Origin of the sequence: Streptomyces sp. DG1A-41 (assembly GCF_037055355.1) — a bacterium.
In the GTDB taxonomy this organism is placed as follows: domain Bacteria; phylum Actinomycetota; class Actinomycetes; order Streptomycetales; family Streptomycetaceae; genus Streptomyces.
The window spans coordinates 5,265,939-5,291,432 of record NZ_CP146350.1; the positions used below are offsets into that span (position 1 = coordinate 5,265,939).

Sequence of the window (25,494 nt, forward strand, 5' to 3'; positions counted from 1 at the left end):
ACGATGTTCGAGAGGTTCACCGACCGCGCGCGGCGGGTTGTCGTCCTGGCTCAGGAAGAAGCCCGGATGCTCAACCACAACTACATCGGCACTGAACACATCCTCCTGGGTCTGATCCACGAGGGTGAAGGTGTCGCCGCCAAGGCCCTTGAGAGCCTCGGGATTTCGCTCGAGGCGGTCCGCCAGCAGGTGGAGGAGATCATCGGCCAGGGCCAGCAGGCCCCGTCCGGCCACATCCCCTTCACCCCCCGTGCCAAGAAGGTCCTGGAGCTGTCGCTCCGCGAGGCCCTTCAGCTGGGCCACAACTACATCGGCACGGAGCACATCCTGCTCGGCCTGATCCGCGAGGGCGAGGGCGTCGCCGCCCAGGTCCTGGTCAAGCTGGGCGCAGATCTGAACCGCGTGCGGCAGCAGGTGATCCAGCTGCTCTCCGGTTACCAGGGCAAGGAGACCGCCACCGCCGGCGGTCCTGCCGAGGGCACGCCCTCCACGTCCCTGGTCCTCGACCAGTTCGGCCGGAACCTCACCCAGGCCGCTCGCGAGTCCAAGCTCGACCCGGTCATCGGGCGCGAGAAGGAGATCGAGCGGGTCATGCAGGTGCTGTCCCGCCGTACGAAGAACAACCCGGTCCTGATCGGTGAGCCCGGCGTCGGCAAGACCGCCGTCGTCGAGGGCCTCGCCCAGGCCATCGTCAAGGGCGAGGTGCCCGAGACGCTCAAGGACAAGCACCTCTACACGCTGGACCTCGGCGCTCTGGTCGCCGGCTCCCGCTACCGCGGTGACTTCGAGGAGCGCCTGAAGAAGGTGCTCAAGGAGATCCGTACCCGCGGCGACATCATCCTGTTCATCGACGAGCTGCACACGCTGGTCGGTGCGGGTGCCGCCGAGGGCGCCATCGACGCGGCTTCCATCCTGAAGCCGATGCTGGCCCGCGGTGAGCTCCAGACCATCGGTGCGACGACGCTGGACGAGTACCGCAAGCACCTGGAGAAGGACGCGGCCCTCGAGCGCCGCTTCCAGCCCATCCAGGTCGCCGAGCCGTCCCTGCCGCACACGATCGAGATCCTCAAGGGCCTGCGCGACCGTTACGAGGCGCACCACCGCGTCTCCATCACGGACGAGGCGCTGGTCCAGGCCGCCACCCTGGCCGACCGGTACATCTCGGACCGCTTCCTGCCGGACAAGGCGATCGACCTGATCGACGAGGCCGGTTCCCGGATGCGTATCCGCCGGATGACCGCGCCGCCGGACCTGCGCGAGTTCGACGAGAAGATCGCCGGTGTCCGCCGCGACAAGGAGTCCGCGATCGACTCGCAGGACTTCGAGAAGGCCGCCTCCCTGCGTGACAAGGAGAAGCAGCTCCTCGCCGCCAAGGCCAAGCGGGAGAAGGAGTGGAAGGCCGGCGACATGGACGTCGTCGCCGAGGTCGACGGCGAACTGATCGCCGAGGTCCTCGCCACGGCCACGGGCATCCCGGTCTTCAAGCTGACCGAGGAGGAGTCCTCGCGTCTGCTGCGGATGGAGGACGAGCTCCACAAGCGGGTCATCGGCCAGAACGACGCCGTCAAGGCGCTGTCGAAGGCGATCCGCCGTACGCGTGCCGGTCTGAAGGACCCGAAGCGTCCCGGTGGCTCGTTCATCTTCGCCGGCCCGTCCGGTGTCGGTAAGACCGAGCTGTCCAAGGCACTCGCCGAGTTCCTCTTCGGTGACGAGGACGCGCTGATCTCCCTCGACATGTCGGAGTTCAGCGAGAAGCACACGGTGTCGCGTCTCTTCGGTTCGCCCCCCGGTTACGTGGGCTATGAAGAGGGCGGCCAGCTGACGGAGAAGGTGCGGCGCAAGCCGTTCTCGGTCGTCCTCTTCGACGAGGTCGAGAAGGCCCACCCGGACATCTTCAACTCGCTGCTCCAGATCCTGGAGGACGGTCGCCTGACCGACTCCCAGGGCCGGGTCGTGGACTTCAAGAACACGGTCATCATCATGACGACCAACCTCGGCACCCGGGACATCTCCAAGGGCTTCAACCTGGGCTTCGCGGCCTCGGGTGACACGAAGACCAACTACGAGCGCATGAAGAACAAGGTCTCGGACGAGCTCAAGCAGCACTTCCGGCCCGAGTTCCTCAACCGCGTCGACGACGTGGTCGTCTTCCCGCAGCTGACCCAGGGCGACATCCTGCGGATCGTCGACCTGATGATCAGCAAGGTGGACGAGCGCCTGAAGGACCGGGACATGGGCCTCGAGCTCGCCCAGTCCGCCAAGGAGCTGCTCGCCAAGAAGGGCTACGACCCCGTCATGGGCGCCCGGCCGCTGCGCCGGACGATCCAGCGCGAGATCGAGGACAGCCTGTCGGAGAAGATCCTCTTCGGTGAGCTGCGCCCCGGTCACATCGTGGTCGTGGACACCGAGGGCGAGGGCGAGGCCAAGACCTTCACCTTCCGGGGTGAGGAGAAGTCGGCCCTGCCGGACGTCCCGCCGATCGAGCAGGCGGCCGGTGGCACGGGACCGAACCTGAGCAAGGACGTGTAAGCGTCACGACCGAGTGAAGAGGGGCCGGTGCTGAAAAGCACCGGCCCCTCTTCCATGCCCCGACGGCAGCTGCCCTGCTGCGCTACGACAGCTGCCCGTCGTAGTCCGGCAGCTTGTACGTCTTCTCGGCGTGGCCGCCAGAGAGGTCGGTGGCGCTGTTGCCGATGTTCGCGATGATCGTGTAGCCCTTCTTCTCGACGTCGACGCGCTGGGCCGTCTTGTACTCGGCGACGTTCTTGAAGAGGTCGACGAAGTTCCGCACGTAGAGGCCGGAGACCTGGTCGCCGGCCTGCTTGAGGTTGTACTCGGTGAACGAGTAGATGATGTCCGGGCGGGCGGTCACGAAGAACAGGGCGACACCGCGCTCCTGGGCGTATCTGGCGGCCTCCAGGACCGGCTTGTTGGCCGGCTGCGGGTAGCTGAAGCCGAAGTCCGTCTCCAGCGCGGTGTTGTCGATGTCGAAGACGATCGCCTGCTTCTCGCCCGGCTTGGCGGCGGCGATCCGCTGCTTCAGATAGGGCAGCGCCTGGTCCATCACCGCCTGGCAGTCCTTCTGCCAGGTCGCGTAGTCGACGTCCGCGGCGGCCGTGGTGGCCGCGGTGGCGGTACCGGCGGGGGCCGCGGCGTCGGCCGGTGCGGCCATCGCCACGAGGGCGGCCGCCGAGACGACGGTCACTGATGCGCGGCGCAGCCAGGGGCCTCGGGTCTGCATGTCGTGGGGTCCTCTCACGTCCGTGACGCTGCCAACATGTCGTGTGCATGTTCGTGGGCGAGGGTGGCGCGAGGGGAACCGTAGGGTTACCGAACGGTAGGCGCATAGAGGCGTGCGCCACATTTCCGGAATGGCCGAAGAGGGCTCTCGGTGACATGCCGCACAGGCGATTTGTCCGGTACTAGACGGAATAGTGCTGAACAGGTGGGGAGAAAAGGGATTGCTGCCCCGCTGTGCAGGCTGAAGTGCGGTGTAGTGCCCTGATCTGTCCCGAATGGGTGCCATGTCAAGAGACGTAGAACACTGAACGAAATTACTAACTTCGGTCGTAGATCACGCTTTTGGGGGTTTGTCGGACTTCGGGTTACCAAGGGATGGCCATTCGGCGAGCGACTGTGCGCCGGGTGGTTTTCTCCGTCCCCTTCCCCACGAGGTTTCGATGTCCCAGCGCGTCACGTCCCGTTCTTCCCGTACGTCCCAGCTCCGCACCCGTGCGACCGTGCTGGCCGCCGGCCTCGGTGTCTCGGTCGCACTGGGAGCCGGGGTCGCGTCCGCCGCCGACACCACGGCTGCGTCCGGTGCCGCCAGTGCCGTCCAGGCGCAGGCCGCCGCCCAGGCCGAGGCCGCGAAGGCTGAGAAGGCCGCCACGGCTGCCGCCGCGAAGAAGGCGGCTGCCGCCAAGAAGGCCGCCGTGCAGAAGGCCGCCAAGAAGGCCAAGCCGTCCTGGGTCGACCCGGTGAAGAAGTACAAGCTCACCGCGAGTTTCGCCCAGAACGGCGGCATGTGGCAGTCCACCCACAGCGGGCAGGACTTCGCCGTGCCGAGCGGCACCCAGGTCGTCGCCGCCCACGGCGGCACCGTCGTCAAGGCCGGCGGCAACGGCGCCGGTGACGGCCCCGCGTACGGCAACGCCGTCGTGATCAAGCACGGCAACGGCACGTACTCGCAGTACGCCCACCTGTCGAAGGTCAAGGTGAGGGTCGGCCAGGTCGTCAAGACCGGCCAGGAGATCGCCCGGTCCGGCAACACCGGCAACTCGAGCGGCCCGCACCTGCACTTCGAGATCCGTACGACCCCGAACTACGGCTCGGCGGTCGACCCGGTGAAGTTCCTGCGGGCCAAGGGCGTCAAGGTCTGACGATTCCGGACGGCCCGAGCCCGCCAGGGCTGTGACCGCGAACGTTCACCGGGCTGGTCGCGATGCGCTCGATCGCCGGACGGCTGGATACCCCAGCTCGTCCGGCGATCGAGCCCTCCCGGGTCCTCCCTCAGCGGGTGCGCCGTTCTGTCCGGCCTGCGGCGCATCGCCAGGCATCCGGTGTCTATGTGGGCTACAGCGACCAAGTGCCGTCGAGGGTCAGGCGTACATGTCGAGCGATACGGCACAGACCGTCTGGGGGTTCGCTTTCGCCCCGCTGTTCGCCATCCCGGCCCTGATGGCCGCGGTGACCTGGTCGTACGCAAAGCGGCACCGGGCACGGGGACAGGCATCATCCCTGCCACGGCCTTGACATCGGCTGACCCAACCCGGCGGACCTGTGCCGTCACGGCACTAGGAACCACGGGCTCCCCGGTGGGCCTGGGTCACCAGGTCCGTGGCGACCTCGAGGACGGCTCTGTTCTTGTCCTCGGGGTCGCCTTCCAGATCCTGGAGCAGGAACATCCCGGCGTGCAGCGTGAAGATCGCGCTGACGCAGCGCACCTGGTCGACCATGTCGGCGTCCGGGTCGATGATGATGTCGCGCAGGCCGCGGATGCGCTCCTTGAAGGAGTCGCCGATCCGCAGCTCCCGCACCGTCGCCTGGTTGTCGTGCATGAAGCGGAACAACGGCGCGGCGCCGGACAGGGTCTCCGCGTAACGGCGGACGATCTCCTGCTTGGTGTCGAGGGTGTGCGGCTGCCGCCGCCCCCACTCGATCAGTTCCTCGATCGGCTGCGTGAGGTCCTCGAAGATGCTGACGAGGATCTCTTCCTTCGTCTTGAAGTGGTAGTAGAGCGCCGCCTTGGTGACCTCCAGGCGTTCCGCGATCTCGCGCAGGGAGGTCTTCTCGTAGCCCTGCTCCGCGAAGAGTTCGAGGGCCACGTCCTGGATGCGCTGGCGGGTGTCCCCGCGGCGCCGCTGCCTGGTGCCGTCCATGGTGCCGCCCATCCTCCTACGCCGCTCCCTTTCCATAAAACTTACTTGACGCCCGGCTAGTTGCGCGGCTAGCTTCCGAGTGTAGTCACTAGCCGGGCGGCAAGTAAGTAGCGGTAGCTGGGGGAGTGGGAAGAGCGATGGCGGACACGACGGACACACCGGCGGTCGGCGCCGACACCGACGCCGGGGGGAAGCAGCCGAAGAGCGTGCGGGTCGTGCTGCTCGCGCTGATGATCGCGATGATGCTCGCGATGCTCGACAACATGATCATCGGTACGGCGATGCCGACGATCGTCGGTGAGCTGGGCGGCCTCGAACACCTCTCATGGGTGGTCACCGCCTACACGCTCGCGACCGCGGCCTCCACCCCGCTGTGGGGCAAGCTCGGCGACATGTACGGCCGCAAGGGCATGTTCATGTCGTCCATCGTCCTCTTCCTGATCGGCTCGGCGCTCAGCGGCATGGCCCAGAACATGGGCGAGCTGATCGGCTTCCGCGCGGTTCAGGGCCTCGGTGCCGGCGGTCTGATGGTCGGCGTCATGGCGATCATCGGTGACCTGATCCCGCCCCGGGAGCGCGGCAAGTACCAGGGCATGATGGCCGGCGTCATGGCGCTGGCGATGATCGGCGGCCCGCTGGTCGGCGGCACCATCACCGACAACTGGGGCTGGCGCTGGGCCTTCTACATCAACCTGCCCCTCGGCGTGGTCGCGCTGGTCGCCGTCAGTGCGGTGCTGCACCTGCCGAAGAAGCGGTCCGAGGCGCGGATCGACTACCTGGGCGCCGCCCTGCTGACCGTCGGCATCACCGCGATCGTGCTCGTCACCACCTGGGGCGGCACGGAGTACGCCTGGACCTCCGCGCGGATCATGGAACTGATCGGCATCGGGGTCGCCGCACTCGTCGGCTTTGTGTTCTGGCAGACCAGGGCCGCCGAGCCGGTGGTGCCGCTGCACATCTTCCGCAGCCGCAACTTCACGCTGATGTCGGTCATCGGCTTCATCACCGGGTTCGTGATGTTCGGCGCGACGCTGTTCCTGCCGCTGTACCAGCAGTCCGTGCAGGGTGCCTCCGCGACGAACTCCGGGCTGCTGCTCCTGCCCATGCTCGGCGCGATGCTGGTGACCTCGATGGTCGCCGGACGGGTCACCACGAACACCGGCCGGTACAAGGTGTTCCCGATTCTCGGCAGTGTGCTGATGACCGTCGGTCTCTACCTCCTGTCCACGATGGACACGGGGACCTCGCGGTTCACGTCCGGTGTCTTCATGGCCGTGGTCGGGTTCGGCATGGGCTGCCTGATGCAGATCACCATGCTGGTCGCGCAGAACAGCGTGGAGATGAGGGACATGGGCGTCGCGTCCTCGTCCGCCACCCTCTTCCGCACTCTCGGCTCCTCCTTCGGCGTCGCGATCATGGGCGCGCTGTTCAACAACCGCGTCCAGGACGTCATGGCCGAGCGGGCCGGCGCGCTGGGCTCCAAGGTCACCGAACAGTCGGCCCAGCTGGACGCGGCGAGCCTCGCCAAGCTCCCGGCAGCGGCCCGTGAGGCCTACCAGCACGCGGTCTCCGCCGGCACGCACTCGGCGTTCCTGCTGGGAGCCGTGGTGGCGGTGCTCGCCCTGGCGGCGGCCGTGTTCGTCAAGGAGGTCCCGCTCAAGGGAGCGGGCCCGAAGGCGGACGACAAGGCGGACGACGAGTCGGACGCCCCGGCGACGCAGCCGCCTGTGGCGGAGGCCGTCTGACCGGACCGCACGAGGCCCCCGGGGTGGTCCTCCCCGGGGGCCTCGTCATGCCCGGCGGCACAGGCCCGCTTCGTCCTCACCCCTCCTCACACGCCCGTACCGTCCCCACTGTCAGACCCCCGTGCCACCATCGGATCCATGGACAAGACGCGGCAGGTTCGCCTGGCCAAGGACGCCATGGACCGTGACTGGGCCGATCCGGAGCTGGACCTGGGCGCCGTGGCCGCGCACGCCGGGTACTCGCGGTACCACTTCATCCGCGCCTTCAAGGAGGCGTACGGCGAGACCCCCGGGCAGTACCTCACGCACCGCCGCATAGAACGCGCCGAGGACCTGCTGCGCACCGCCAACCTGTCGGTGACGGAGATCTGCCATCTGGTCGGCTTCAGCAGCGTCGGCACGTTCTCGGCCCGGTTCAAGGCGTGGACCGGCCTGACGCCCAGCGAGTACCGGACGAAGCACGTGGGCCGCGGAGCGGCGCTCATACCGGGCTGCTACGCCATGCTGTAGGCCGGCGGCTTCCGACCGGCACCCGGCATCCGCACCGGCGCGCCGCAACAGCGCAATTCCGGAGAAGCGGGCTGACACCCCCGCTGCCTACGGTGGCGGGGCAAGCGCCGACCGGCCGCCGACCAGCAGGAGCACGCCATGATCAAGGGTCTCGCCATTTCGACCGTCTGGGTCCTCGACCAGGACCGGGCCAAGGAGTTCTACACCGAGAAACTGGGCCTGGAGGTCCGTACGGACATGACCATGGGCGAGGGCGGCATGCGCTGGCTCACCGTCGGCTCGCCGAACCAGCCCGACGTCGAGCTCACGCTGATGGTGCCCGGCGGGCCCGCGATGGACCCCGAGTCCGCCGAGATGCTCCGGAAGCTGGTGACGAAGGGCGCGCTCGGCGCCGGCGTGCTGACCACCGACGACATCCACGGCGACTACAAGAAGCTCAAGGACCGGGGCGTGGAGTTCCTCCAGGAGCCGAAGGAGCGCCCGTACGGCACGGAGGCGCTGTTCCGCGACGACTCCGGCAACTGGTTCTCGTTCACACAGCCCCGGGAAGGCGGACTCGACCCGGACCAGGACTGGACCTGCTGACCACCCTGCGGGACTACGTCCCCGACCCGGGCAGCATCGGATAACTGCCCGTGTTCGTCGGCGCGTGCTCCGGCAGCCACAGCACGGCGACCGCGCCCTCGGCGGGCAGATGCTCCGGCGTCCCGGGGGTGCGCACGTTCCGGAAGGTCAGCCGGGCGCCCAGTACCCGGGCCTGACCGGCCGCGATGGTCAGGCCGAGGCCGTGGCCGTGCCCGGCCCGGTCCTTGCTGCCGGTGCGGAAGCGGCTCGGCCCCTCGGCGAGCAGGTCCTCGGGAAAACCGGGGCCGTGGTCGCGGACCCGGATGACCCGGCCCTCGACGGTGACCTGGATGGGCGGCTTGCCGTGCCGGGCGGCGTTGGCGAGCAGGTTGAACAGCACCCGCTCCAGGCGGCGCGGGTCGGTGGTGACCGCCGACTCGTGCACGATCCGCACCTCGACGTCCGGGTCCTTGGCAGCCACCCGCCGGGCGACGAACTCGCCCAGCATGATGTCCTGGAGCTCCGCCCGCTCCGAGGCCCCGTCCAGCCGGGCCACCTCGAGCACGTCCTCCACGAGCGTGCGCATGGCCTTCGCCCGGTCCAGCACCAGCTCGGTCGGGCGGCCGGGCGGCAGCAGTTCGGCGGCGGTCAGCAGCCCGGTCACCGGTGTGCGCAGCTCGTGCGCGATGTCGGCGGTGACCCGCCGCTCGGCCTCGATCCGCTGCCGGAGCGTGTCCGCCATGGCGTCCACCGCGCTCGCCAGGTCGTCGGTCTCGTCCCGGACGACCCCGCCCATGGCGTCGCGCACGCGCACGTCCGTCTCGCCGCCCGCGAGCTGACTGGCCGCGACGGCCGCCTTGCGCAGCCGCCGCGAGAGGTGCCCGCCGATGAGCACGCCGAGCGCGCTGCCGCCGAGGACGACCGCGATGGAGCCGATGATCAGGGCCTGGTCGAGGTCCTGGAGGATGTCCGAGCTGCGGTCGGTGAAGCCCGAGTGCAGGGACATCACATGCCCGTTCTTCAGCGGCACGGCGGCCCATATGTCCGGCGCGTCACCCGGCCGGTCCGCCACGTACGTCGCCCGCTGGCCCGCTTCCACCCGCTCCCGCAGCGCCGCCGGCAGGTCAGGGTCGTCGATCTTGGTGTTGGGGAAGTTCATCCGCCCGGACAGCTCGAAGTTGCGCTGGGCGATCATGATGCGCTCGTCGGCGAGGTCGCGCGCGTTGTCCAGCATCGACACCCGGGCGGCGTTGTGCACGACCAGGCTCAGGGCGATCGCCACCAGCGCCCCGACCAGCGCGATGGCCGCGCTCAGCTTCCATCTGAGGCCCGTGCGGATCCCCGCGCGATCCAAGCCCGTGGCGACCAGGCGCCGGAAGTGCCCCCTCATCACCCCTGCTCAGGCCTTCAACTTGTAGCCGAAGCCGCGGACCGTCTCGATACGGTCCTGGCCGATCTTCTGCCGCAGCCGCTGCACGTGCACGTCGACGACGCGGGTGTCGCCGCCCCAGCCGTAGTCCCACACCCGCTCCAGCAGCTTGTCGCGGGAGAGCACCGTGCCCGGCGCCGTGGAGAACTCCAGCAGCAGCCGCATCTCGGTCGGCGTCAAGGCCACCGGCTGCCCGGCCCGGCGGACCTCCATGCCCTCGGTGTCGACCTCCAGGTCCCCGAAGGTGAGCACCCCGCCGTTCGGCGGCGAGGCCGGCTCCTCGGCCCGGCCGCCGGCCGCGTGCCCGAACCGGCGCAGCACCGCGCGGATCCGGGCGACCAGGACGGCGCCGTCGAACGGCTTGGTCACATAGTCGTCGGCACCCGCCTCCAGGCCCAGCACGACATCGATGGAGTCGGCCCGCGCCGACAGCATGATGACCGGCACGGTCGACTCGTCCCGGATACGGCGGCACAGGCTGACCCCGTCGAGGCCGGGAACCATGACGTCCAGAAGCGCGATGTCGGGGCGGTCCGCCCGGAACGCCTCCAGGCCCGACAGCCCGTCGGGCATGGCGGTGACCATGAAGCCGTCCCGTTCCAGGGCGAGCTGCGTGGCCTCACGGATGACGTCGTCGTCCTCGACGAACAGGACGTGGGTCTGGTCTGCCATCCCGGTGCTCTCAGTCCTCGTGTGGTTCGTGGGGTGCGTTCTGTCGCGTTCTCTCCGGGGGACGCGCGGTCCGTGTGATGCGTTCACCGGTGGATCGGTCCGAGCGGCCCGATCGGTTCACGTGCCTTCCGCCCGCGTCAGCTCGCGGGCTCCGGCGTGGGGGTGTCGCCGACGACCTTCCCGTAGTCGTTGTGCGTGCGGTACTCCTCGTCGAACCGGCCGGAGGTCCATCGGTACGTGATCACGTTCTCCCCGGAGGGACTCGACACCGGGTCGCCCTTCTCGTACACCTGCTTGGTCACGACGAGGTCGCCGCGGTCGATCTCCGCGTAGACCGGGGGTTCCTCGGCCTTGAACACATTCTCGTACGAGCCGTCGTGCTCGCGGTATACGTAACTGCCGACACCCACAGCGTCACCGCAGGTCAGCACGTTGACGACGACGTCGTCGGCCGACCCGCCGGTCAGGTTGCCGTAGGACACGTCGACGGGGTACTCGTCGGCGACGCACGGCTTCAGCTCGTGCTTCACCTCGGGGGAGACCTTCGGGTCGTCCTTGACGAGCCGGACGGCGTCGACCGTGTCGGGCGTCTTCGACGGTGCGGCGGACGGTGTGGCGGCGGCGCCCGCCACCGAGTCGGAGTGCGCCGGGCCCTCGTCGCGGGCGCCGGTGCCGCCCGAGCCGCATGCGGACACGAAAAGGGCGAGGGCGGCGAGCACGGCCAGTGCCGTACTCACCGCCTGGATGCTGCCCCGGGCCCGTGCAGATCCCTCGCCGGTCAGGCCGCGCACCGCTCCCGCTCCTCACGCTCCAGCGCGCGTGCGTCCAGATCGCGGGACTCCAGCTCCTCGCGGAGCCGGGCGAGCGCCCGGTGCAGCGTGCTCTTGACCGTTCCGGCCGACATGCCGAGGGCGGCGGCCGTCTCCTCCGTGGACATCTGCTCCCAGTGTCGCAGCACGACGACACTGCGCTGCTTCGGGGCGAGCACCTTCATCACGTCCATCAGCAGGGCGCGGTCCGCGTGCTGCTCGGTGGAGTCGTCGACCGAGGCGTCCGGGAGCTGCTCGGTCGGCACCTCCTCCAGCTTGCGGGCCCGCCACCACTCCGTCCGCGTGTTGATCATCACCCGGCGCAGGTAGGCGTCCGCCAGCCGCTTGTCCTCTATGGTCTCCCAGCGGCCGTACGTCCGTACCAGCGCGGTCTGGAGCAGGTCCTGCGCGTCCGTCGGGTCCGGGACCAGACGCCGGGCGCTGCGCAGCAGCGCGTCCTGCCGCGTGCGGACGTACTCCTCGAACTCGAGCACCTCGCCCTGCGCCATGGTGAACCGCCTCCCGTATCCCCGTTACGGCCGGCGACCCGCCGCCCGTGTCATGCCTGTGTTCCTTGGTTGTCCCGTGTCTTCCGGGAACGGGATTGAAGGTACGGAGGCGTTGTCACGGCACTGTCCGAAGCAGCCTTCGGCTAGCACTCGGCTGTCCGTCGGTTGTGTAACGGACGTCGGAACGGGGTAAAGCGGTGGGCGTGTTGGGGTGGGTCCAGGGTGATTTGTCCACCCCGATCGCTGTGACGGGCGCTGTGACGGGCGACCCGCGTCTGTGACCTGCCTGTACGTCAGCTCAGCGGCAGCCGGTACAGCCCGCCCGCCAGCGGCTCCACCAGACCGTCGGCGACGAGGCCGTCCAGGGCGCGGGCCCGCTGCACCGGCTCGTGCCACACCCGGTCCAGGGCCGACTGGGGAACCGGACCGTGGGCCTCCCGCAGCACGGCGAGCAGCCGCCCGCGCACCTGCCGGTCGGTGCCCGCGTACGTCTGGCCGCGGCGCGGCGGCCCGTCGTGCTCCGGCTTGCCCGCCAGCCGCCACGCGCACTGCGCGGCGATCGGGCAGCGGTGGCACGACTCGCTCTTGGCCGTGCAGACCAGCGCGCCCAGCTCCATGGAGGCGGCGGCCCAGCGGGCGGCGGTCGACTCGTCCTCGGGCAGCAGCGCGCGGGCCAGTTTGCGCTCGGCGGCGGTGGTGGCGTTCGGGGGGTACTGCACGCCGGTGACCGCGCGGGCGAAGACCCGGCGCACGTTGGTGTCCAGCACCGGATGCCGCTGCCCGTAGGCGAAGGAGGCGACGGCGGCGGCCGTGTACTCGCCGATGCCGGGCAGCGCCAGCAGCTGGGCGTGGTCGGCCGGTACGTCACCTCCGTGCCGTTCCGTTATCGCGACGGCGGCGCCGTGCAGCCGCAGGGCGCGGCGCGGGTAACCGAGGCGGCCCCAGGCGCGGACCGCCTCACCCGGCGCCTCCTTGGCCAGGTCGGCGGGGCGCGGCCAGCGGGCCAGCCACTGCTCGTAGACGGGCAGGACGCGGTTCACCGGCGTCTGCTGGAGCATGAACTCACTGACCATCACACCCCACGCCCCGGCCTCGGGGCGCCGCCAGGGCAGGTCACGGGCGTTCTCGTCGAACCAGTCGATGACGGGGGAGTGCAGTTTCTCTCCGAGGGGGGAACCGGAGGGCGTGTCGGTGGGGGTGGTATGCGGGGGTTTCGTGGGAGCAGTCATGGCCTCTCGATGGTGCCATGCGGACGAAGGGCGCCGGGGCACCTGCGGGCTGATCGTGGTTCGCGTCCCTGGGGGCTGCGCCCGCAGACCCCCGCTTCGGACTGAACTGCCGAGGGTGCCGGAGCCGGCGGCCTCTGCCGCGGGGCGTACCTCGTCCTCGAACGGCGGACGGGCTGAGCGCCGCCCACCGGCGCTGGGCGGCGCACCCCTGACGATCGGCAGCAGTGCCGTGCTGCCGGGCGCTTGTAGCGTCGGGCCGCATGGAACGACCTCGTCCGGCCCGGCTCGGCAAGGGCGCCCTCCTCTGGGCCGCCCTCGCCCTCCCGGCGCTCACGGCGGACCGGCTCGGGCTGAACGAGCCGCGTCCTGCCTGGCAGCAGGCGGCCGGTGTGGCGGTGCTGGCGGTCGCGGCCGCCCTGTCCCGGCGGCTGCCGCTCGTGGCCTTCGGGCTGGCTGCCGCCCTGAGCCTCGCCGCCGCCCCGGCCCTGTTCACCGTCTCCTACGGCCCGGCCCTCGGCGTGTTCGCGCTGCTGCTCGGGCTGCGCGCGGGCCGGGCACGCCCCGCCGTGCTGTGCTTCGCGGTCCTCGGCTGCGCCGGCACCGCCCGGATCGTGCTCGTCGGCGTCGACCCGGCCCCCGAGTGGCTCGTCATGACGGGCACGCTGCTCTTCGGCTGCGTCTTCCCCTGGCTCGGCGGTCGCTACTGGCGGCAGAGCCGCGAGCTGGCCGAGGCGGGGTGGCTGCGCGCCGCCCGGCTGGAGGACGAGGCCCGCTTCGCCGAGGAACGCGCCCGGCTGCGCGAACGGGCCCGGATCGCCCAGGACATGCACGACTCCCTCGGCCACGAGCTGAGCCTCATCGCCCTGCGCGCGGGCGCCCTCCAGGTCGCCCCCGGACTCGCCGGCGAGCACCGGGCCGCGGCGGCCGACCTGCGCGCGGCCGCCGCCGACGCCACGGACCGGCTGCACCGCATCATCGGCGTCCTGCGCGAGGACGACGAGGAGAGCGTGCCGCTGGCCCCGGCGGGCGAGACCCTGGAGCAACTCGTGGCCCGCGCGGCGGAATCGGGCCTGCCGGTGCGCTGGGAGCCCGCCGGGCAGGGCCCGGCCGCGGAGCCCGGCGGCGTCGCCGAACGGCTGCTGCACCGCGTGGTCCGGGAGGCACTGACCAACGTGGCCCGGCACGCACCGGGCGCTCCCGTGACCGTGGCGGTGACGGGGCGGGCCGGGGGGACGTCCGTCACCATCACCAACGGTCCGCCCACACACGAGAGTTTTGGCCCCACGGGCGGCGGCACGGGCCTGCTCGGGCTGCGGGCCGCGGTGGCATCGGTCGGCGGGGAGTTCGAGGCGGGCCCGCACGAGGAGGGCTTCAGGGTCCGGGCGTACGTCCCCCAGCAGCAGACCGCCGTCGGACCGGCGCGTCCCGCCCGGGCGCCGTTCACCCACGCCCGCCGCCGGGTCGCCGCGGGCCTCGGCTCCGCGGTCGGCGTGGGCGTGGTGCTCGTGGGTGGGGCCTTCGGCTGGTACGCGTACGCCGAGAAGCACTCGGTGCTCCAACCCGCCGCGTACGCGAAACTGCGCCTCGGCACCCCCACGGCCGACGTCGAGCGCGTACTCCCCGGGCGGGACGTGAACGACCCGCCCGCCGAGCGGGCGCCGGCACCGGCGCCGGAGGGCGCCGACTGCCGCTACTACCGGGCGAGCGGCGAACTGTTCGTCTCCGTCGACCACTTCAGACTGTGCTTCGACGCCGGGCGGCTGGTCGCCAAGGACGTGGTGCCGCGCGTCGGCCTGTCCGGCGAAGGCCGGGAGGAATACGAGGAGTTCGCACGATGAGCGGGGGGAGTGGGGTGAGCGAGGTGAGCACGGTGAGCGGAGCGAGCACGGCGATCCGCGTGCTGCTGGCCGACGACGAGGCCATGGTCCGGGCCGGAGTGCGCGCCATCCTGGGCAGCAGCGGCGCGACGGAGGTCGTCGCCGAGGCGGGCGACGGCCGCGAGGCGGTCGAGCTGGCCCGCGCCCACCGCCCGGACGTGGCCCTGCTCGACATCCGCATGCCGCGCCTGGACGGCCTCACGGCGGCGGAGGAGATCGTGCGGACCGTGCCCGGCACGGCCGTCGCGATGCTCACCACCTTCTCCGAGGGCGCCTATGTGACCCGCGCCCTCGGCGGCGGCGCCACCGGCTTCCTGCTGAAGTCCGGGGACCCGTACGAACTGATCGCCGGTGTACGGGCGGTGGCGGCCGGTGCCGCGTTCCTGTCGCCCAAGGTGGCCCGGTACGTCATCGAACAGGGCCTCGGCGGCGCCCGGCTCACGCGTGAGGCACAGGCACGCGCGCGCGTGGCCGTGCTGAGCCCCCGCGAACGCGAGGTGCTCGGCCTGGTCGGGGCGGGCCTGTCCAACCCGGAGATCGCCGCCCGGCTGCACCTCGTCGAGGGCACGGTGAAGGCGTACGTGAGCGCGGTCCTGGACCGGCTGGGGGTGCGCAACCGGGTGCAGGCGGCGATCGTGGCGTACGAGGCGGGGCTCGTGGAGTCGTGACGACCGGGTCGGCGCAGCGGTGGGGGCGCGTCCCGGCTCGGTGAGGCGCAGCCCGGCCGGCTCAGCGCCGCGCGTGGGAGCCGTACGACGTGACGGGCGCCGTGCCCGGCCCGGTGAACCACCGCACGGCCGGCGCCGACGAGGTGCGCATCGCCTGGGCCAGCCGGGTCGCCGGGCCCGTGCCCAGCCGTACGGCGACGAGGGCGACGAGCGTGCCCAGCCCCAGCCCCGCCACGACGTCGTGCGGATAGTGCACGCCGACGAAGATCCGGGAGAAGGCCATGAGCAGGGCGAGCGGGACCGTCAGCCACAGGAGCGCGCGGCGGACCAGCGCGAGGGCGACCGCCGAGGCGCCCGCGATCGTGGCGTGGTTGGAGGGGAAGGACCAGTCGCCGTGCGGTGGGCACTGGGCGAGGGACGCGGCCGCACCGGCCACCGCCCGGCACGGACGCTCCTCCGCGACCGCGGACTTGAGCACTTCGCTGCACACGTACGCCACAGCCGTGGCCAAAGGTGCAAGGGCCGCGAGCGCGAACACGTGGGGAGTGTCGCGGCGGGCACGCCACCAGGCGGCGGCGAACAGCGCGACGAAGACGAGCAGTCCGGCCTCCGTCCCTATCTCGGCCCCGTGCTGTACCCACATCGGGGTGGCGTGGGCGACATCGGTGATGTCGCGGTAGAGCGCGCTGTCCTCGAAGTTCATGGTCACGGACGGTAGGCGGCGGGCCGGTACCGTCACACCCAGCGATCGTCGCGTGCCGTACCTGTCGAAAGACAGGGGTGGAGCGGTTGTTTCCGGGATGATGATCCGGAAAAGTTGTGGTCCCGAGCGGCGGGTGGGACAGGCGAACGCGCCGATCTCTCGTAAGGTTTGCGCCGTGGGATCTCTGCGCAATCCGGTCGGGCCGCTTCCCTCCTCCATCTACTGGCGTCGGAGGGTCGTACTGGTGTCCGTGGTCGCCCTGTTGGCGCTGCTGATCACCTGGATCGTGACCATGGGCGGCGGAGGCGGCGAGGACCGTGACACCGGCGCCAACGGCAAGAATCCCGCGCCCTCCATCACGCCCGGCCCGTCGAGTTCGGGTCCGGCCATCAGCCAAGCGCCCGGCGGACGCGACGAGTCGGGCGGCGGGGGCTCCGGCGGCTCGTCGTCCGGCTCCGGGGACGGTTCCGGCGACGGCTCGGGTGACGGCTCCGGGGACGGTTCGGGCACGGGCTCCGGCGGCGGTTCCGGCTCGGACGGGTCCGGTGGGTCGGGCGGCGCCGGTGGGTCCGGGGGTACCACGGTGGGCGGCGTCGGCGCGGGCGACACGCTGCCGGCCGGTTCCACCCTGCCCAACTGCACCGCCGCCGCGGTCAAGTTCAGCCTGCGCAGCCGGCACAACACCTACGACCCCGAGCAGACGCCCACGTTCCTGCTGACCGCGCGGAACGTCTCCGGCAGCGACTGCAAGATCGATCTCGGGCCGGAGAACGCGGTGTTCACGATCACCCCGGCGAGCTCCGACGACGCCTACTGGTCTTCCAAGGACTGCCCGAAGGTCGCCGCGCACCAGCTGTACCGGGTGCCCGCGGGCAGCGGCATCACCTACACCGTGAAGTGGGACCGCAAGCCGAGCGCCCCCGAGTGCGCCACGCCTCCGGCTGGCTCGGCCGGGACGGGCACGTACCTGGTGGAAGCGAAGGCCCCGGGCTTTGCGAAGGTGCAGACGTCGTTCGTGCTGTCGGCCGACTAGGCGCAGCAGCAGAGAAACCTGCGGCAGAGACACCTGAGGGCGGTGCCCCTTGCCGGGTACCGCCCTCAGTCGTTCGAGCCGTCAAGTCGTTCCAGCCGGGGCGGCTCGAGCCCTAGGGGGCTTCTGATGGATCTCCGCGGCGTCGCGACGCCCGGCACGCACTCTCGCCGCACCGGACAAAAGGCCTGGTAGCTCCGCTACGAGGTCTTCCGCCCGGCACGCCGAGAGCACGCACCGAACGCCGCTCCCGCTTCCACGGAGATCTATCAGAAGCCCCCTAGACGTACCGCTCCAGGATCGACGACTCCGCCAGCCGCGAGAGTCCCTCCCGGACGCTGCGCGCCCGGGCCTCGCCGACGCCGTCCACCGTCTGGAGGTCGTCGACGCTCGCGGCGAGCAGCTTCTGGAGGCCGCCGAAGTGCTCGACCAGGCGGTCGATGATCGCGCCGGGGAGCCGGGGCACCTTGGCGAGCAGGCGGAAGCCGCGCGGCGACACCGCCGAGTCCAGCGTCTCGGGCGAGCCGGTGTAGCCCAACGCCCGGGCCACCGTGGCCAGTTCGAGGAGCTCGGCGTGGGTGAGGGCGTCCAGCTCGGCCAGCGCCTCGTCGACCGTGCGGGAGCGCTTGGCGGTGGGTTCGGGGACGTAGTCCCGGACGACCAGCTCGCGCTCGGGCTCCACGCCGGCGATCAGCTCGTCGAGCTGGAGGGCCAGCAGCCGGCCGTCCGTGCCCAGCTCCACCACGTACTCGGCGATCTCCGTGGCGATGCGGCGCACCATCTCCAGGCGCTGGGCGACCGCCGAGACGTCCCGGACGGTCACCAGGTCCTCGATCTCCAGCGCCGACAACGTGCCCGCGACCTCGTCGAGGCGGAGCTTGTAGCGCTCCAGGGTCGCCAGGGCCTGGTTGGCGCGGGACAGGATCGCCGCCGAGTCCTCCAGGACCCGGCGCTGGCCGTCCACGTACAGGGCGATCAGCCGCATCGACTGGGAGACCGAGACGACCGGGAAGCCGACCTGCTTGCTGACGCGGTCCGCGGTGCGGTGCCGGGTGCCCGTCTCCTCCGTGGGGATCGTCGGGTCCGGGACCAGCTGCACGCCCGCGCGAAGGATCTTCGACAGGTCCGAGGACAGCACGATGCCGCCGTCCAGCTTGCACAGCTCGCGCAGACGGGTCGCGGTGAACTCGACGTCCAGCACGAAACCGCCGGTGCAGAGCGCCTCTACCGTCTTGTCGGAGCCGAGGACGATGAGTCCGCCGGTGTTGCCGCGGAGCACGCGCTCCAGGCCGTCACGCAGGGCGGTGCCGGGTGCCACGGCACTCAGCGAGGCGCGCATCAGGCCATCGGTACCGGCACTCCCGCCGGACTTTCCGGGAGCCGATGCCCGGTCGTTGGCTGCCACTGCACTCCTCCGGTCGCAGGTTCTGGGGCGCCCCCGCGTCGCACACTTGGTTCGCACGGACGGGCGAGACCAGGGCAAAGTCTACCGGCGACCCTCCTCGTCCCGGGGGGCCTCTCTGCGACGGGACCGGGGAGGACCCGCAGGGCGTCCCCTATGTCCGCTACCTCCAGGACCTTCATGCCCGAGGGGATCTTGCCCGGGTCGCCCGGTACGAGGGCGTGGGTGAAGCCCAGACGGTGGGCCTCGGCCAGCCTGCGCTGCACGCCCGTGACCCGTCTCACCTCGCCCGCGAGGCCGACCTCCCCGATCGCGACGAGGTTCTTGGGGAGAGGTGTGTCACTCGCCGCGCTGGCCAGGGCGAGGGCGACGGCCAAGTCCGCCGCGGGCTCCGAGAGCTTCACACCGCCGACCGTCGCGGAGTAGATGTCCCTTTTGCCCAAAGCGCTGATCCGGCCGCGCTGTTCCAGCACCGCGAGCATCATCGAGACCCGGGAGGTCTCCAGGCCCGAGGTGGTGCGGCGCGGGGAGGGGATCTGCGAGTCGACCGTGAGCGCCTGGACCTCGGCGACCAGCGGGCGGCGGCCCTCCAGGGTGACGGTCAGGCAGGTGCCCGGGACCGGTTCGGCCCGGCGGGTCAGGAAGAGTCCGCTCGGGTCGGCGAGGCCCGTGATGCCCTCGTCGTGCAGCTCGAAGCAGCCGACCTCGTCGGTGGTGCCGTAGCGGTTCTTGACGCCCCGGACCAGGCGGAGGCGGGCGTGCCGGTCGCCCTCGAAGCTCAGGACGACGTCGACCAGGTGCTCCAGCAGGCGCGGGCCCGCGATGGCGCCGTCCTTGGTGACATGGCCCACCAGCAGCGTGGACATGCCGCGCTCCTTGGAGGCCCGGATCAGCGCCCCGGCGACCTCCCGCACCTGGGCCATGCCGCCGGGCGCGCCGTCGATCTCCGGTGAGGCCACCGTCTGCACCGAGTCCAGGATCAGCAGCGACGGCTTGACCGCGTCCAAGTGGCCCAGCACCGCCGCCAGATCCGTCTCGGCGGCCAGGTAGAGGTGATCGTCGATGGCGTGGATGCGGTCGGCGCGCAGCCGGACCTGGCTCGCCGACTCCTCGCCCGTGACGTACAGCGTGCGGTGCTCGTCGCTCGCCGACTTGGCCGCCACGTCGAGCAGCAGCGTCGACTTCCCGACGCCCGGCTCGCCCGCGACCAGCACCACCGCGCCGGGGACCAGCCCGCCGCCCAGCACGCGGTCCAGCTCGGGCACGCCGGTGGAGCGGGCCGTCGCCTGGCGGCCGTCCACCTGGCCGATGGGCAGGGCGGAGGTGGTGACCCGCCCCGGTGTCGTCGTACGGACCGCGGGCGCGCCGAACTCCTCGACCGTCCCCCAGGCCTGGCACTCGGGGCAGCGGCCGAGCCACTTCGCCGTCTGCCAGCCGCACTCCGTGCAGCGGTAGGACGGGCGGTCCTTGGTGGTCTTCGTACGGGCAGCCATGGACGAAACCGTAGCCGCCACCACTGACAACGCGGTGGCCGACCGGGTCGGCCACCTGCGCGCCAGGGCCCCGCCACCCCGCGCCAGCGGCGGAACCACTGGTTCATGTCCCCTTTTGAGGGATCGTTTCACCCGTACGGATTAAATGTGCTCAAGCCGCAAGAAGGTGCCACTCCCGGCCGCCTACGGTCGCCGAATGATGAGCAGTACTCCGGAGATCTCGACCCGCTCGACCCGCACGGCCGGCCCGCACCGGGCGCACCGGGAAGCGCGTGACCGCGGGGCGGCGCGCACGCTGGCGCAGCGGCCGCCCGCGCGCTACGAGCCTTACCTGGACGGCCTGTTCACGTACTGCCTGTCCGTGCTGTGCGACCACGACGCCGCGACCGCCGCCCTGGGCGAGGCCCTCGCCCTCGCCGAACGCCGCAGTCGGCACGTCCCCGACGCCCCCGCCGACCGCAGGGCGTGGCTGTACGCGCTGGCCCGCTGGGCGTGCCTGCGCAAGCTGGCCGAGGCCAAGCAGAAACGTCAGAGCAGCCACGCGGCGGGCCGCCCGCGGCGCACCGGCCGGCCAGGCCCGGCCGTGTCCGAGGAGGTCCAGGAGCGGCGGCGGCGCGAACTGGCCCTGCTGGCGTGGCCGGAGGCCGCCGGCACCAGCCCGGAGCAGCGCGAGGCGCTCGAACTGGCCGTGCGCCACCACCTCGCCGCCCAGGAGGTCGCCGCCGTCCTGGGCATGGACCCGGCCGCCACCCGCGACCTGCTCGCCTCCGCCGCCTGCGAGGTCGAACGCACACGTGCGGCCCTCGCCGTGGTCGAGACCGGGGCGTGTCCGAGCGTCGCGCACCTCGTCGGCGACGACCGGCCCGTGCTCGGCACGACTCTGCGCCGCGAACTCGTCCGGCACGTCGACGACTGCCCGCGCTGCCGCCGCACCGCCGAGCGCGCCATCCCCGGCCGCTGGCCCGGCACCAGCGTCACACCCGCCGAACTGCCCGTCCTGCCGGCCCCTCGCGCGGCCCTGCACGTCGCCATGGCCCCCCACCCACGCGCGCGTGGCGCCGGACCCCGCTTCGACCGGCGCGGGTTCCCGATGGACCCCAAGGACCGCGCCGCCCGAAGGGACCGCCTCCGCGCGCGTGCCGTCACCACGACCGTCGTGGCCACCGTCGTGGCCGCTCCCGTGCTCGCCCTGTGGGCCGCCTACCGGGGCACTCCCGTCGGCGAGGGCCAGGACGGCCGCTCGGCCACCGCGCGCGAGGCGGGCGACCCCTTCGCCCTGGACGGCGAGATGGCCGACGGGGGCTACGAGAACACCGGCAACGCGAGCACCAGACCCGGCCCCCGCTTCGACAAGAACGGCAAGGCCGACGTCTCCGTGGAGGTCATCGGCGTCGCCAGCGCCGGCCGGAAGAGCGCCCTGGACGTCACGGCCGACAACAGCGGCGACACCACCCTCGTCACCCTGACCGCCGCGGGCCCGGCCCCGGTCCGCTGGTCCGCGTCCACGGGAGCGGACTGGCTCTACCTGAGCCAGTCGTCGGGAACGCTCCGGCCCGGCGAGTCGTTGACGATCAAGGTGTACGTCGACCATCTGCGGGAGCCCTCCGGCCCCTGGCGCGCGCAGGTGGCGATCGCACCGGTGGGCGCCGTCGTCCACATCGAGGGCTTCGGCACCGCGCCGAGCCCCTCCGACCCCGGCCCGCGTCCGGACCCCCGCCCCGGCGGTCCGGGCGACCCGCCTCCCACCCCGCCCGACCCGACGCCCACGACCTCGGCCCCACCGGACCCGACGCCGACCACCCCGCCCCCGTCACCCGACCCGGACCCCACACCCACGGACCCGGGCCCGACGGATTCGACGGGCTCGACGCCCCCGCCCTCGGAGGGCGGCGACCCGAGCCCGCCCACGTCCTAGACGGTCGTAGCAGCCCTGTAAACGGTCTTGGCAGCCCTGGAAGCCGTAGGGGTCGCGGTCGTCAGTCGACCGGATCCGCCGGATGCGGCGCCAGCAACGGCAGTTGCGAGGCCAGCCGCTCCTCGCACAGCTCCACCAGCCGGTCGTAGCCCGCCTTGCCCATCAGCTCGATCAGCTCCGGCCGGTAGGAGACGTACACCGGGTCGCCCGCGCCGTGCGCCGAGGTCGCCGAGGTGCACCACCAGTGCAGGTCGTGGCCGCCCGGCCCCCAGCCGCGGCGGTCGTACTCACCGATCGACACCTGGAGCACACGCGTGTCGTCGGGCCGGTCGATCCACTCGTACGTCCGCCGCACCGGCAGCTGCCAGCACACGTCCGGCTTCGTCTCCAGCGGCTCGCGGCCCTCCTTCAGGGCGAGGATGTGCAGCGAACAGCCCGCGCCGCCCGCGAAGCCGGGCCGGTTCTGGAAGATGCACGAGCCCTGGAAGGGGCGGGTCTGCCGGTCGCCGTCCTCGTCCTCGGAGATCCAGCCGTTCCGCGTGCCCTCGGCATGCTGCTGCCAGATGTCCGGCGTGAGCCTCGCCACATGCTCGGCGACCCGCTTCTCGTCGTCCTCGTCGGAGAAGTGGGCACCCAGGGTGCAGCACCCGTCGTCCGCGCGGCCGGCCTGGATGCCCTGGCAGCCGCTGCCGAAGATGCAGTTCCAGCGAGAGGTCAGCCATGTCAGATCGCAGCGGAAGACCTGCTCGTCGTCCGCCGGATCAGGGAATTCCACCCACGCGCGGGCGAAGTCGAGGCCCTTCTCGTCGGAATCCACGATGCCCGATGATTTGTCGCGCTTCGCCTTTTTCGTCTTTGGCACGAGTCCAGGGTACGGGCCTTGTACCCACACCGAGGACGGCGGACGGCAGGACTGGCAGTAGCGTTCCGTACATGAGACTCGGTGTCCTCGACGTGGGATCGAACACGGTGCATCTGCTCGTGGTGGACGCGCATCCCGGCGCGTGCCCGTTGCCCGCGCACTCGCACAAGGCGGAACTGCGCCTCGCCCAGCTCCTCGACGACGACGGTGCGATCGGCCCCCAGGGCGTCGACCGGCTGATCTCGGTCGTCCAGGAGGCACTCCAGGCCGCCGAGGACAAGGGCGTCGAGGACCTCCTGACGTTCGCCACCTCCGCCGTACGCGAGGCCCGCAACGCCGACGACGTCCTCGCGCGCGTGCGCACCGAGACCGGCGTCGAGCTCCAGGTCCTCACAGGCGAGGAGGAGGCCCGCCTCACCTTCCTCGCCGCCCGCCGCTGGTTCGGCTGGTCGGCCGGGAAGCTGCTGGTCCTGGACATCGGCGGCGGCTCCCTGGAGATCGCCTACGGCATCGACGAGGAGCCCGACGCGGCCGCGTCCCTGCCGCTGGGCGCCGGCCGCCTCACCGCCGGCTGGCTGCCCGGCGACCCGCCCGCCCCGGACGACGTCCGGGCCCTGCGCCGCCACGTCCGCACCGAGATCGCCCGCACGGTCGGCGAGTTCAGCCGCTTCGGCCCGCCCGACCACGTCGTCGCGACCTCCAAGACCTTCAAGCAGCTCGCCCGCATCGCCGGAGCCGCCCGCTCCGCCGAGGGCCTCTACGTCCAGCGCGAACTCAAGCGGGAGTCCCTGGAGGGCTGGGTCCCGAGGTTGGCCGGCATGACGGAGGCGGAACGAGCCGAGCTCCCGGGCGTCTCGGAGGGCAGGGCGGGCCAGCTGCTGGCGGGGGCCCTGGTGGCCGAGGCCGCGATGGACCTCTTCGGCGTGGAGCGCCTGGAGATCTGCCCGTGGGCGCTCAGGGAGGGCGTGATCCTGCGTCGCCTGGATCACATGGAGTCGGTGTAGCGACCCCAAGGGACGCGGGGGGAACAGAGCAAGCGGCCACAGAACGGCCCACACCGCCTATGGCAAACGCCACAACGGCGAATAGGCCCCCCCGCTCCACCCCAACCACACCCCGTAATCTGTCCTGCATGGCAGAGCCAGCCGTAAGGATCCCGGACGCGAAGGTCGCCCTGTCGACGGCCTCGGTCTACCCGGAGTCGACGGCCACGGCCTTCGAGATCGCCGCGCGCCTCGGCTACGACGGAGTCGAGGTCATGGTCTGGACCGACCCGGTCAGCCAGGACATCGAGGCCCTGCGCAGACTCAGCGACTACCACCAGATCCCGGTCCTGGCCGTCCACGCCCCCTGCCTGCTCATCACGCAGCGCGTCTGGTCGACGGACCCCTGGACCAAGCTCCAGCGGGCCCGCGCGGCGGCCGAGAAGCTCGACGCGAGCACCGTCGTCGTCCATCCGCCCTTCCGCTGGCAGCGCCAGTACGCCCGGGACTTCGTCGCGGGCGTCTGGCGCATGGCGAACGAGACGGACGTACGGTTCGCCGTCGAGAACATGTACCCCTGGCGCTACCGCGACCGCGAGATGCTCGCGTACGCCCCCGACTGGGACGTGACGAAGGACGACTACCGCCACTTCACGATCGACCTCAGCCACACCGCGACGGCCCGCGCCGACGCCCTGGACATGGTCGACCGCATGGGCGACCGCCTGGGCCACGTCCACCTCGCCGACGGCAGGGGCTCGGCCAAGGACGAGCACCTGGTGCCCGGCCGCGGCACCCAGCCCTGCGCCGAGGTGCTGGAGCGGCTCGCCCTGACCGGCTTCGACGGGCACGTCGTGATCGAGGTCAACACCCGCCGTGCCATGTCGAGCGCGGAGCGCGAGGCCGACCTGGCGGAGGCACTGGCCTTCACGCGCCTGCACCTGGCCTCGGCGGCGAAGGTGCCGAGGCGATGAACGACGTCCCACCGGGCGAACCCCCGAACGCCACCGGCACCGGGACCACCGCCCGCCGCCGGGCCGGCCCCCACGCACGGAGTCGGCCGACACCCGCGACCGCATCCTGACCGCCGCCCGCGAGGAGTTCTCCGAGCGCGGCTACGAGAAGACGTCCGTACGCGGCATCGCCAAGGCGGCCGGGGTCGACTCGGCGCTCGTGCACCACTACTTCGGGACGAAGGAACAGGTCTTCGAAGCGGCGATCACCCTCTCCTTCGCACCCGCCATGCAGGCACCGAAGGCCATCGAGGAGGGCCCGCTCGACGGCGTGGGGGAGCGCCTGGTCCGCTTCTTCTTCGGCGTCTGGGAGAACCCGGCGACCCGCGCGCCCCTGCTCGCCATCGTCCGCTCCGCAGTCACCAACGAAACGGCGGCCGCCGTCTTCCGCCGCATCGTCGCCACCCAGGTGCTGCGCCGCATCGCGGGACGACTGGACCTGCCGGACGCAGAGCTGCGGGCCGAGCTCGCCGCCGCCCAACTGGTGGGCACCGCCGTACTCCGCTACGTCATCGAGGTCGAACCGCTGGCCTCGGCGGACCCGGAGCAGATCATCGCGCGCCTGGCACCGGTCGTACAGGGACACCTGACCGAACCGTAGCCTCACCGAGCCGTCGGCCGAGACTTGCATCCCGTATTCCGGACACTCCGTCCCGCCCTCTGGATGACCGGCGTACGCTCGGTAGCAGTCAGAAATCTCCGA

At 71.5% G+C, this 25,494-nt stretch carries 21 protein-coding genes and 2 pseudogenes; 12 read left to right on the plus strand and 11 right to left on the minus strand.

What is annotated here, in order from left to right; genetic code table 11:
- The first annotated feature begins 3 nt into the window (after positions 1-3).
- Positions 4-2,529 carry an ATP-dependent Clp protease ATP-binding subunit gene (locus V8690_RS24660; RefSeq protein WP_338782116.1) on the plus strand — a complete coding sequence of 842 codons (2,526 nt, stop codon included), beginning with the start codon at positions 4-6 and terminating at the stop codon, positions 2,527-2,529.
- 82 nt (positions 2,530-2,611) lie between these two features.
- On the opposite strand, the gene V8690_RS24665 is transcribed toward V8690_RS24660, so the two are convergent.
- Positions 2,612-3,241: an HAD family acid phosphatase gene (locus V8690_RS24665; RefSeq protein ID WP_338782117.1), complete on the minus strand. Its 630-nt coding sequence runs from the start codon at positions 3,239-3,241 to the stop codon at positions 2,612-2,614.
- A gap of 439 nt (positions 3,242-3,680) precedes the next feature.
- Here V8690_RS24665 and V8690_RS24670 point away from each other — a divergent pair, with 439 nt between their 5' ends.
- A complete protein-coding gene (locus V8690_RS24670) occupies positions 3,681-4,379 on the plus strand; it encodes a M23 family metallopeptidase (protein ID WP_338782120.1) in 699 nt (232 codons plus the stop codon).
- 414 nt (positions 4,380-4,793) lie between these two features.
- Here V8690_RS24670 and V8690_RS24675 read toward each other — a convergent pair whose 3' ends face one another.
- Entirely contained in the window at positions 4,794-5,390 is a 597-nt protein-coding gene (locus V8690_RS24675; protein WP_338782122.1) for a TetR/AcrR family transcriptional regulator, read from the minus strand.
- 125 nt (positions 5,391-5,515) lie between these two features.
- Here V8690_RS24675 and V8690_RS24680 point away from each other — a divergent pair, with 125 nt between their 5' ends.
- The 3 genes from V8690_RS24680 to V8690_RS24690 all read left to right on the plus strand — a co-directional run bounded on the left by V8690_RS24680 (position 5,516) and on the right by V8690_RS24690 (position 8,218).
- Complete coding sequence (locus V8690_RS24680) at positions 5,516-7,123, plus strand: MDR family MFS transporter (protein WP_338782123.1); 1,608 nt, start codon at positions 5,516-5,518, stop codon at positions 7,121-7,123.
- Positions 7,124-7,261: 138 nt separating this feature from the next.
- Positions 7,262-7,633: a helix-turn-helix transcriptional regulator gene (locus V8690_RS24685; RefSeq protein WP_338782126.1), complete on the plus strand. Its 372-nt coding sequence runs from the start codon at positions 7,262-7,264 to the stop codon at positions 7,631-7,633.
- Between the two features lie 138 nt (positions 7,634-7,771).
- Positions 7,772-8,218, plus strand: coding sequence for a VOC family protein (locus V8690_RS24690; RefSeq protein ID WP_338782128.1), 447 nt, complete (start codon positions 7,772-7,774; stop codon positions 8,216-8,218).
- Positions 8,219-8,231: 13 nt separating this feature from the next.
- On the opposite strand, the gene cseC is transcribed toward V8690_RS24690, so the two are convergent.
- The 5 genes from cseC to V8690_RS24715 all read right to left on the minus strand — a co-directional run bounded on the left by cseC (position 8,232) and on the right by V8690_RS24715 (position 12,845).
- On the minus strand, positions 8,232-9,587 hold the full coding sequence (gene cseC, locus V8690_RS24695) for a two-component system sensor histidine kinase CseC (protein ID WP_338782130.1): 1,356 nt from the start codon (positions 9,585-9,587) through the stop codon (positions 8,232-8,234).
- A 9-nt stretch (positions 9,588-9,596) separates the two neighbouring features.
- The gene (gene cseB / locus V8690_RS24700) at positions 9,597-10,298 is read right to left on the minus strand and encodes a two-component system response regulator CseB (RefSeq protein WP_338782133.1); all 702 of its coding nucleotides are present in this window, start codon (positions 10,296-10,298) and stop codon (positions 9,597-9,599) included.
- A gap of 137 nt (positions 10,299-10,435) precedes the next feature.
- The gene (locus V8690_RS24705; RefSeq protein ID WP_338782135.1) at positions 10,436-11,089 is read right to left on the minus strand and encodes a hypothetical protein; all 654 of its coding nucleotides are present in this window, start codon (positions 11,087-11,089) and stop codon (positions 10,436-10,438) included.
- Positions 11,077-11,616 (minus strand): SigE family RNA polymerase sigma factor, encoded by a 540-nt coding sequence (locus tag V8690_RS24710; protein ID WP_274818149.1) that lies wholly within the window; start codon positions 11,614-11,616, stop codon positions 11,077-11,079. Before V8690_RS24710 ends, V8690_RS24705 begins: the two co-directional genes overlap by 13 nt.
- Positions 11,617-11,909: 293 nt before the next feature.
- Positions 11,910-12,845, minus strand: coding sequence for an A/G-specific adenine glycosylase (locus V8690_RS24715; protein WP_338782143.1), 936 nt, complete (start codon positions 12,843-12,845; stop codon positions 11,910-11,912).
- Positions 12,846-13,105: 260 nt separating this feature from the next.
- On the opposite strand from V8690_RS24715, the gene V8690_RS24720 reads away from it, so the two are divergent.
- Both V8690_RS24720 and V8690_RS24725 read left to right on the plus strand, forming a co-directional pair.
- A complete protein-coding gene (locus V8690_RS24720) occupies positions 13,106-14,683 on the plus strand; it encodes a histidine kinase (RefSeq protein ID WP_338782145.1) in 1,578 nt (525 codons plus the stop codon).
- Positions 14,680-15,390: a response regulator transcription factor gene (locus tag V8690_RS24725; RefSeq protein ID WP_338782147.1), complete on the plus strand. Its 711-nt coding sequence runs from the start codon at positions 14,680-14,682 to the stop codon at positions 15,388-15,390. Before V8690_RS24720 ends, V8690_RS24725 begins: the two co-directional genes overlap by 4 nt.
- 61 nt (positions 15,391-15,451) lie before the next feature.
- On the opposite strand, the gene V8690_RS24730 is transcribed toward V8690_RS24725, so the two are convergent.
- Complete coding sequence (locus V8690_RS24730) at positions 15,452-16,093, minus strand: phosphatase PAP2 family protein (RefSeq protein ID WP_338782149.1); 642 nt, start codon at positions 16,091-16,093, stop codon at positions 15,452-15,454.
- A gap of 175 nt (positions 16,094-16,268) precedes the next feature.
- Here V8690_RS24730 and V8690_RS24735 point away from each other — a divergent pair, with 175 nt between their 5' ends.
- On the plus strand, positions 16,269-17,126 hold the full coding sequence (locus V8690_RS24735) for a hypothetical protein (protein WP_338782151.1): 858 nt from the start codon (positions 16,269-16,271) through the stop codon (positions 17,124-17,126).
- A 277-nt stretch (positions 17,127-17,403) separates the two neighbouring features.
- Here V8690_RS24735 and disA read toward each other — a convergent pair whose 3' ends face one another.
- Both disA and radA read right to left on the minus strand, forming a co-directional pair.
- The gene (disA, locus tag V8690_RS24740; RefSeq protein ID WP_338782153.1) at positions 17,404-18,528 is read right to left on the minus strand and encodes a DNA integrity scanning diadenylate cyclase DisA; all 1,125 of its coding nucleotides are present in this window, start codon (positions 18,526-18,528) and stop codon (positions 17,404-17,406) included.
- An 81-nt stretch (positions 18,529-18,609) separates the two neighbouring features.
- Positions 18,610-20,018, minus strand: a pseudogene (gene radA, locus V8690_RS24745) (DNA repair protein RadA).
- Between the two features lie 196 nt (positions 20,019-20,214).
- On the opposite strand from radA, the gene V8690_RS24750 reads away from it, so the two are divergent.
- On the plus strand, positions 20,215-21,933 hold the full coding sequence (locus V8690_RS24750) for a hypothetical protein (protein ID WP_338782156.1): 1,719 nt from the start codon (positions 20,215-20,217) through the stop codon (positions 21,931-21,933).
- A gap of 61 nt (positions 21,934-21,994) precedes the next feature.
- Here the strand turns inward: V8690_RS24750 and V8690_RS24755 are convergent, their stop codons facing one another.
- A complete protein-coding gene (locus V8690_RS24755) occupies positions 21,995-22,795 on the minus strand; it encodes a hypothetical protein (RefSeq protein ID WP_338782157.1) in 801 nt (266 codons plus the stop codon).
- A gap of 71 nt (positions 22,796-22,866) precedes the next feature.
- Between V8690_RS24755 and V8690_RS24760 the strand changes: the two genes are divergently transcribed.
- From V8690_RS24760 to V8690_RS24770, 3 genes and pseudogenes are all read left to right on the plus strand, one after another.
- Entirely contained in the window at positions 22,867-23,799 is a 933-nt protein-coding gene (locus V8690_RS24760; RefSeq protein WP_338782159.1) for a Ppx/GppA phosphatase family protein, read from the plus strand.
- Positions 23,800-23,927: 128 nt separating this feature from the next.
- On the plus strand, positions 23,928-24,752 hold the full coding sequence (locus V8690_RS24765) for a sugar phosphate isomerase/epimerase (RefSeq protein WP_338782162.1): 825 nt from the start codon (positions 23,928-23,930) through the stop codon (positions 24,750-24,752).
- Positions 24,749-25,392, plus strand: a pseudogene (locus tag V8690_RS24770) (TetR family transcriptional regulator). Before V8690_RS24765 ends, V8690_RS24770 begins: the two are co-directional and overlap by 4 nt.
- Positions 25,393-25,494: the final 102 nt, after the last annotated feature.

What these genes read in the sequence shown, in the direction of transcription:
- V8690_RS24660 (WP_338782116.1), top strand. Translation starts at nt 4, where the DNA reads ATGTTCGAGAGGTTCACCGACCGCGCGCGGCGGGTTGTCGTCCTGGCT.
- V8690_RS24665 (WP_338782117.1), bottom strand. Translation starts at nt 3,241, where the DNA reads ATGCAGACCCGAGGCCCCTGGCTGCGCCGCGCATCAGTGACCGTCGTC.
- V8690_RS24670 (WP_338782120.1), top strand. Translation starts at nt 3,681, where the DNA reads ATGTCCCAGCGCGTCACGTCCCGTTCTTCCCGTACGTCCCAGCTCCGC.
- V8690_RS24675 (WP_338782122.1), bottom strand. Translation starts at nt 5,390, where the DNA reads ATGGGCGGCACCATGGACGGCACCAGGCAGCGGCGCCGCGGGGACACC.
- V8690_RS24680 (WP_338782123.1), top strand. Translation starts at nt 5,516, where the DNA reads ATGGCGGACACGACGGACACACCGGCGGTCGGCGCCGACACCGACGCC.
- V8690_RS24685 (WP_338782126.1), top strand. Translation starts at nt 7,262, where the DNA reads ATGGACAAGACGCGGCAGGTTCGCCTGGCCAAGGACGCCATGGACCGT.
- V8690_RS24690 (WP_338782128.1), top strand. Translation starts at nt 7,772, where the DNA reads ATGATCAAGGGTCTCGCCATTTCGACCGTCTGGGTCCTCGACCAGGAC.
- cseC (WP_338782130.1), bottom strand. Translation starts at nt 9,587, where the DNA reads ATGAGGGGGCACTTCCGGCGCCTGGTCGCCACGGGCTTGGATCGCGCG.
- cseB (WP_338782133.1), bottom strand. Translation starts at nt 10,298, where the DNA reads ATGGCAGACCAGACCCACGTCCTGTTCGTCGAGGACGACGACGTCATC.
- V8690_RS24710 (WP_274818149.1), bottom strand. Translation starts at nt 11,616, where the DNA reads ATGGCGCAGGGCGAGGTGCTCGAGTTCGAGGAGTACGTCCGCACGCGG.
- V8690_RS24715 (WP_338782143.1), bottom strand. Translation starts at nt 12,845, where the DNA reads ATGACTGCTCCCACGAAACCCCCGCATACCACCCCCACCGACACGCCC.
- V8690_RS24720 (WP_338782145.1), top strand. Translation starts at nt 13,106, where the DNA reads ATGGAACGACCTCGTCCGGCCCGGCTCGGCAAGGGCGCCCTCCTCTGG.
- V8690_RS24725 (WP_338782147.1), top strand. Translation starts at nt 14,680, where the DNA reads ATGAGCGGGGGGAGTGGGGTGAGCGAGGTGAGCACGGTGAGCGGAGCG.
- V8690_RS24730 (WP_338782149.1), bottom strand. Translation starts at nt 16,093, where the DNA reads ATGAACTTCGAGGACAGCGCGCTCTACCGCGACATCACCGATGTCGCC.
- V8690_RS24750 (WP_338782156.1), top strand. Translation starts at nt 20,215, where the DNA reads ATGATGAGCAGTACTCCGGAGATCTCGACCCGCTCGACCCGCACGGCC.
- V8690_RS24760 (WP_338782159.1), top strand. Translation starts at nt 22,867, where the DNA reads ATGAGACTCGGTGTCCTCGACGTGGGATCGAACACGGTGCATCTGCTC.
- V8690_RS24765 (WP_338782162.1), top strand. Translation starts at nt 23,928, where the DNA reads ATGGCAGAGCCAGCCGTAAGGATCCCGGACGCGAAGGTCGCCCTGTCG.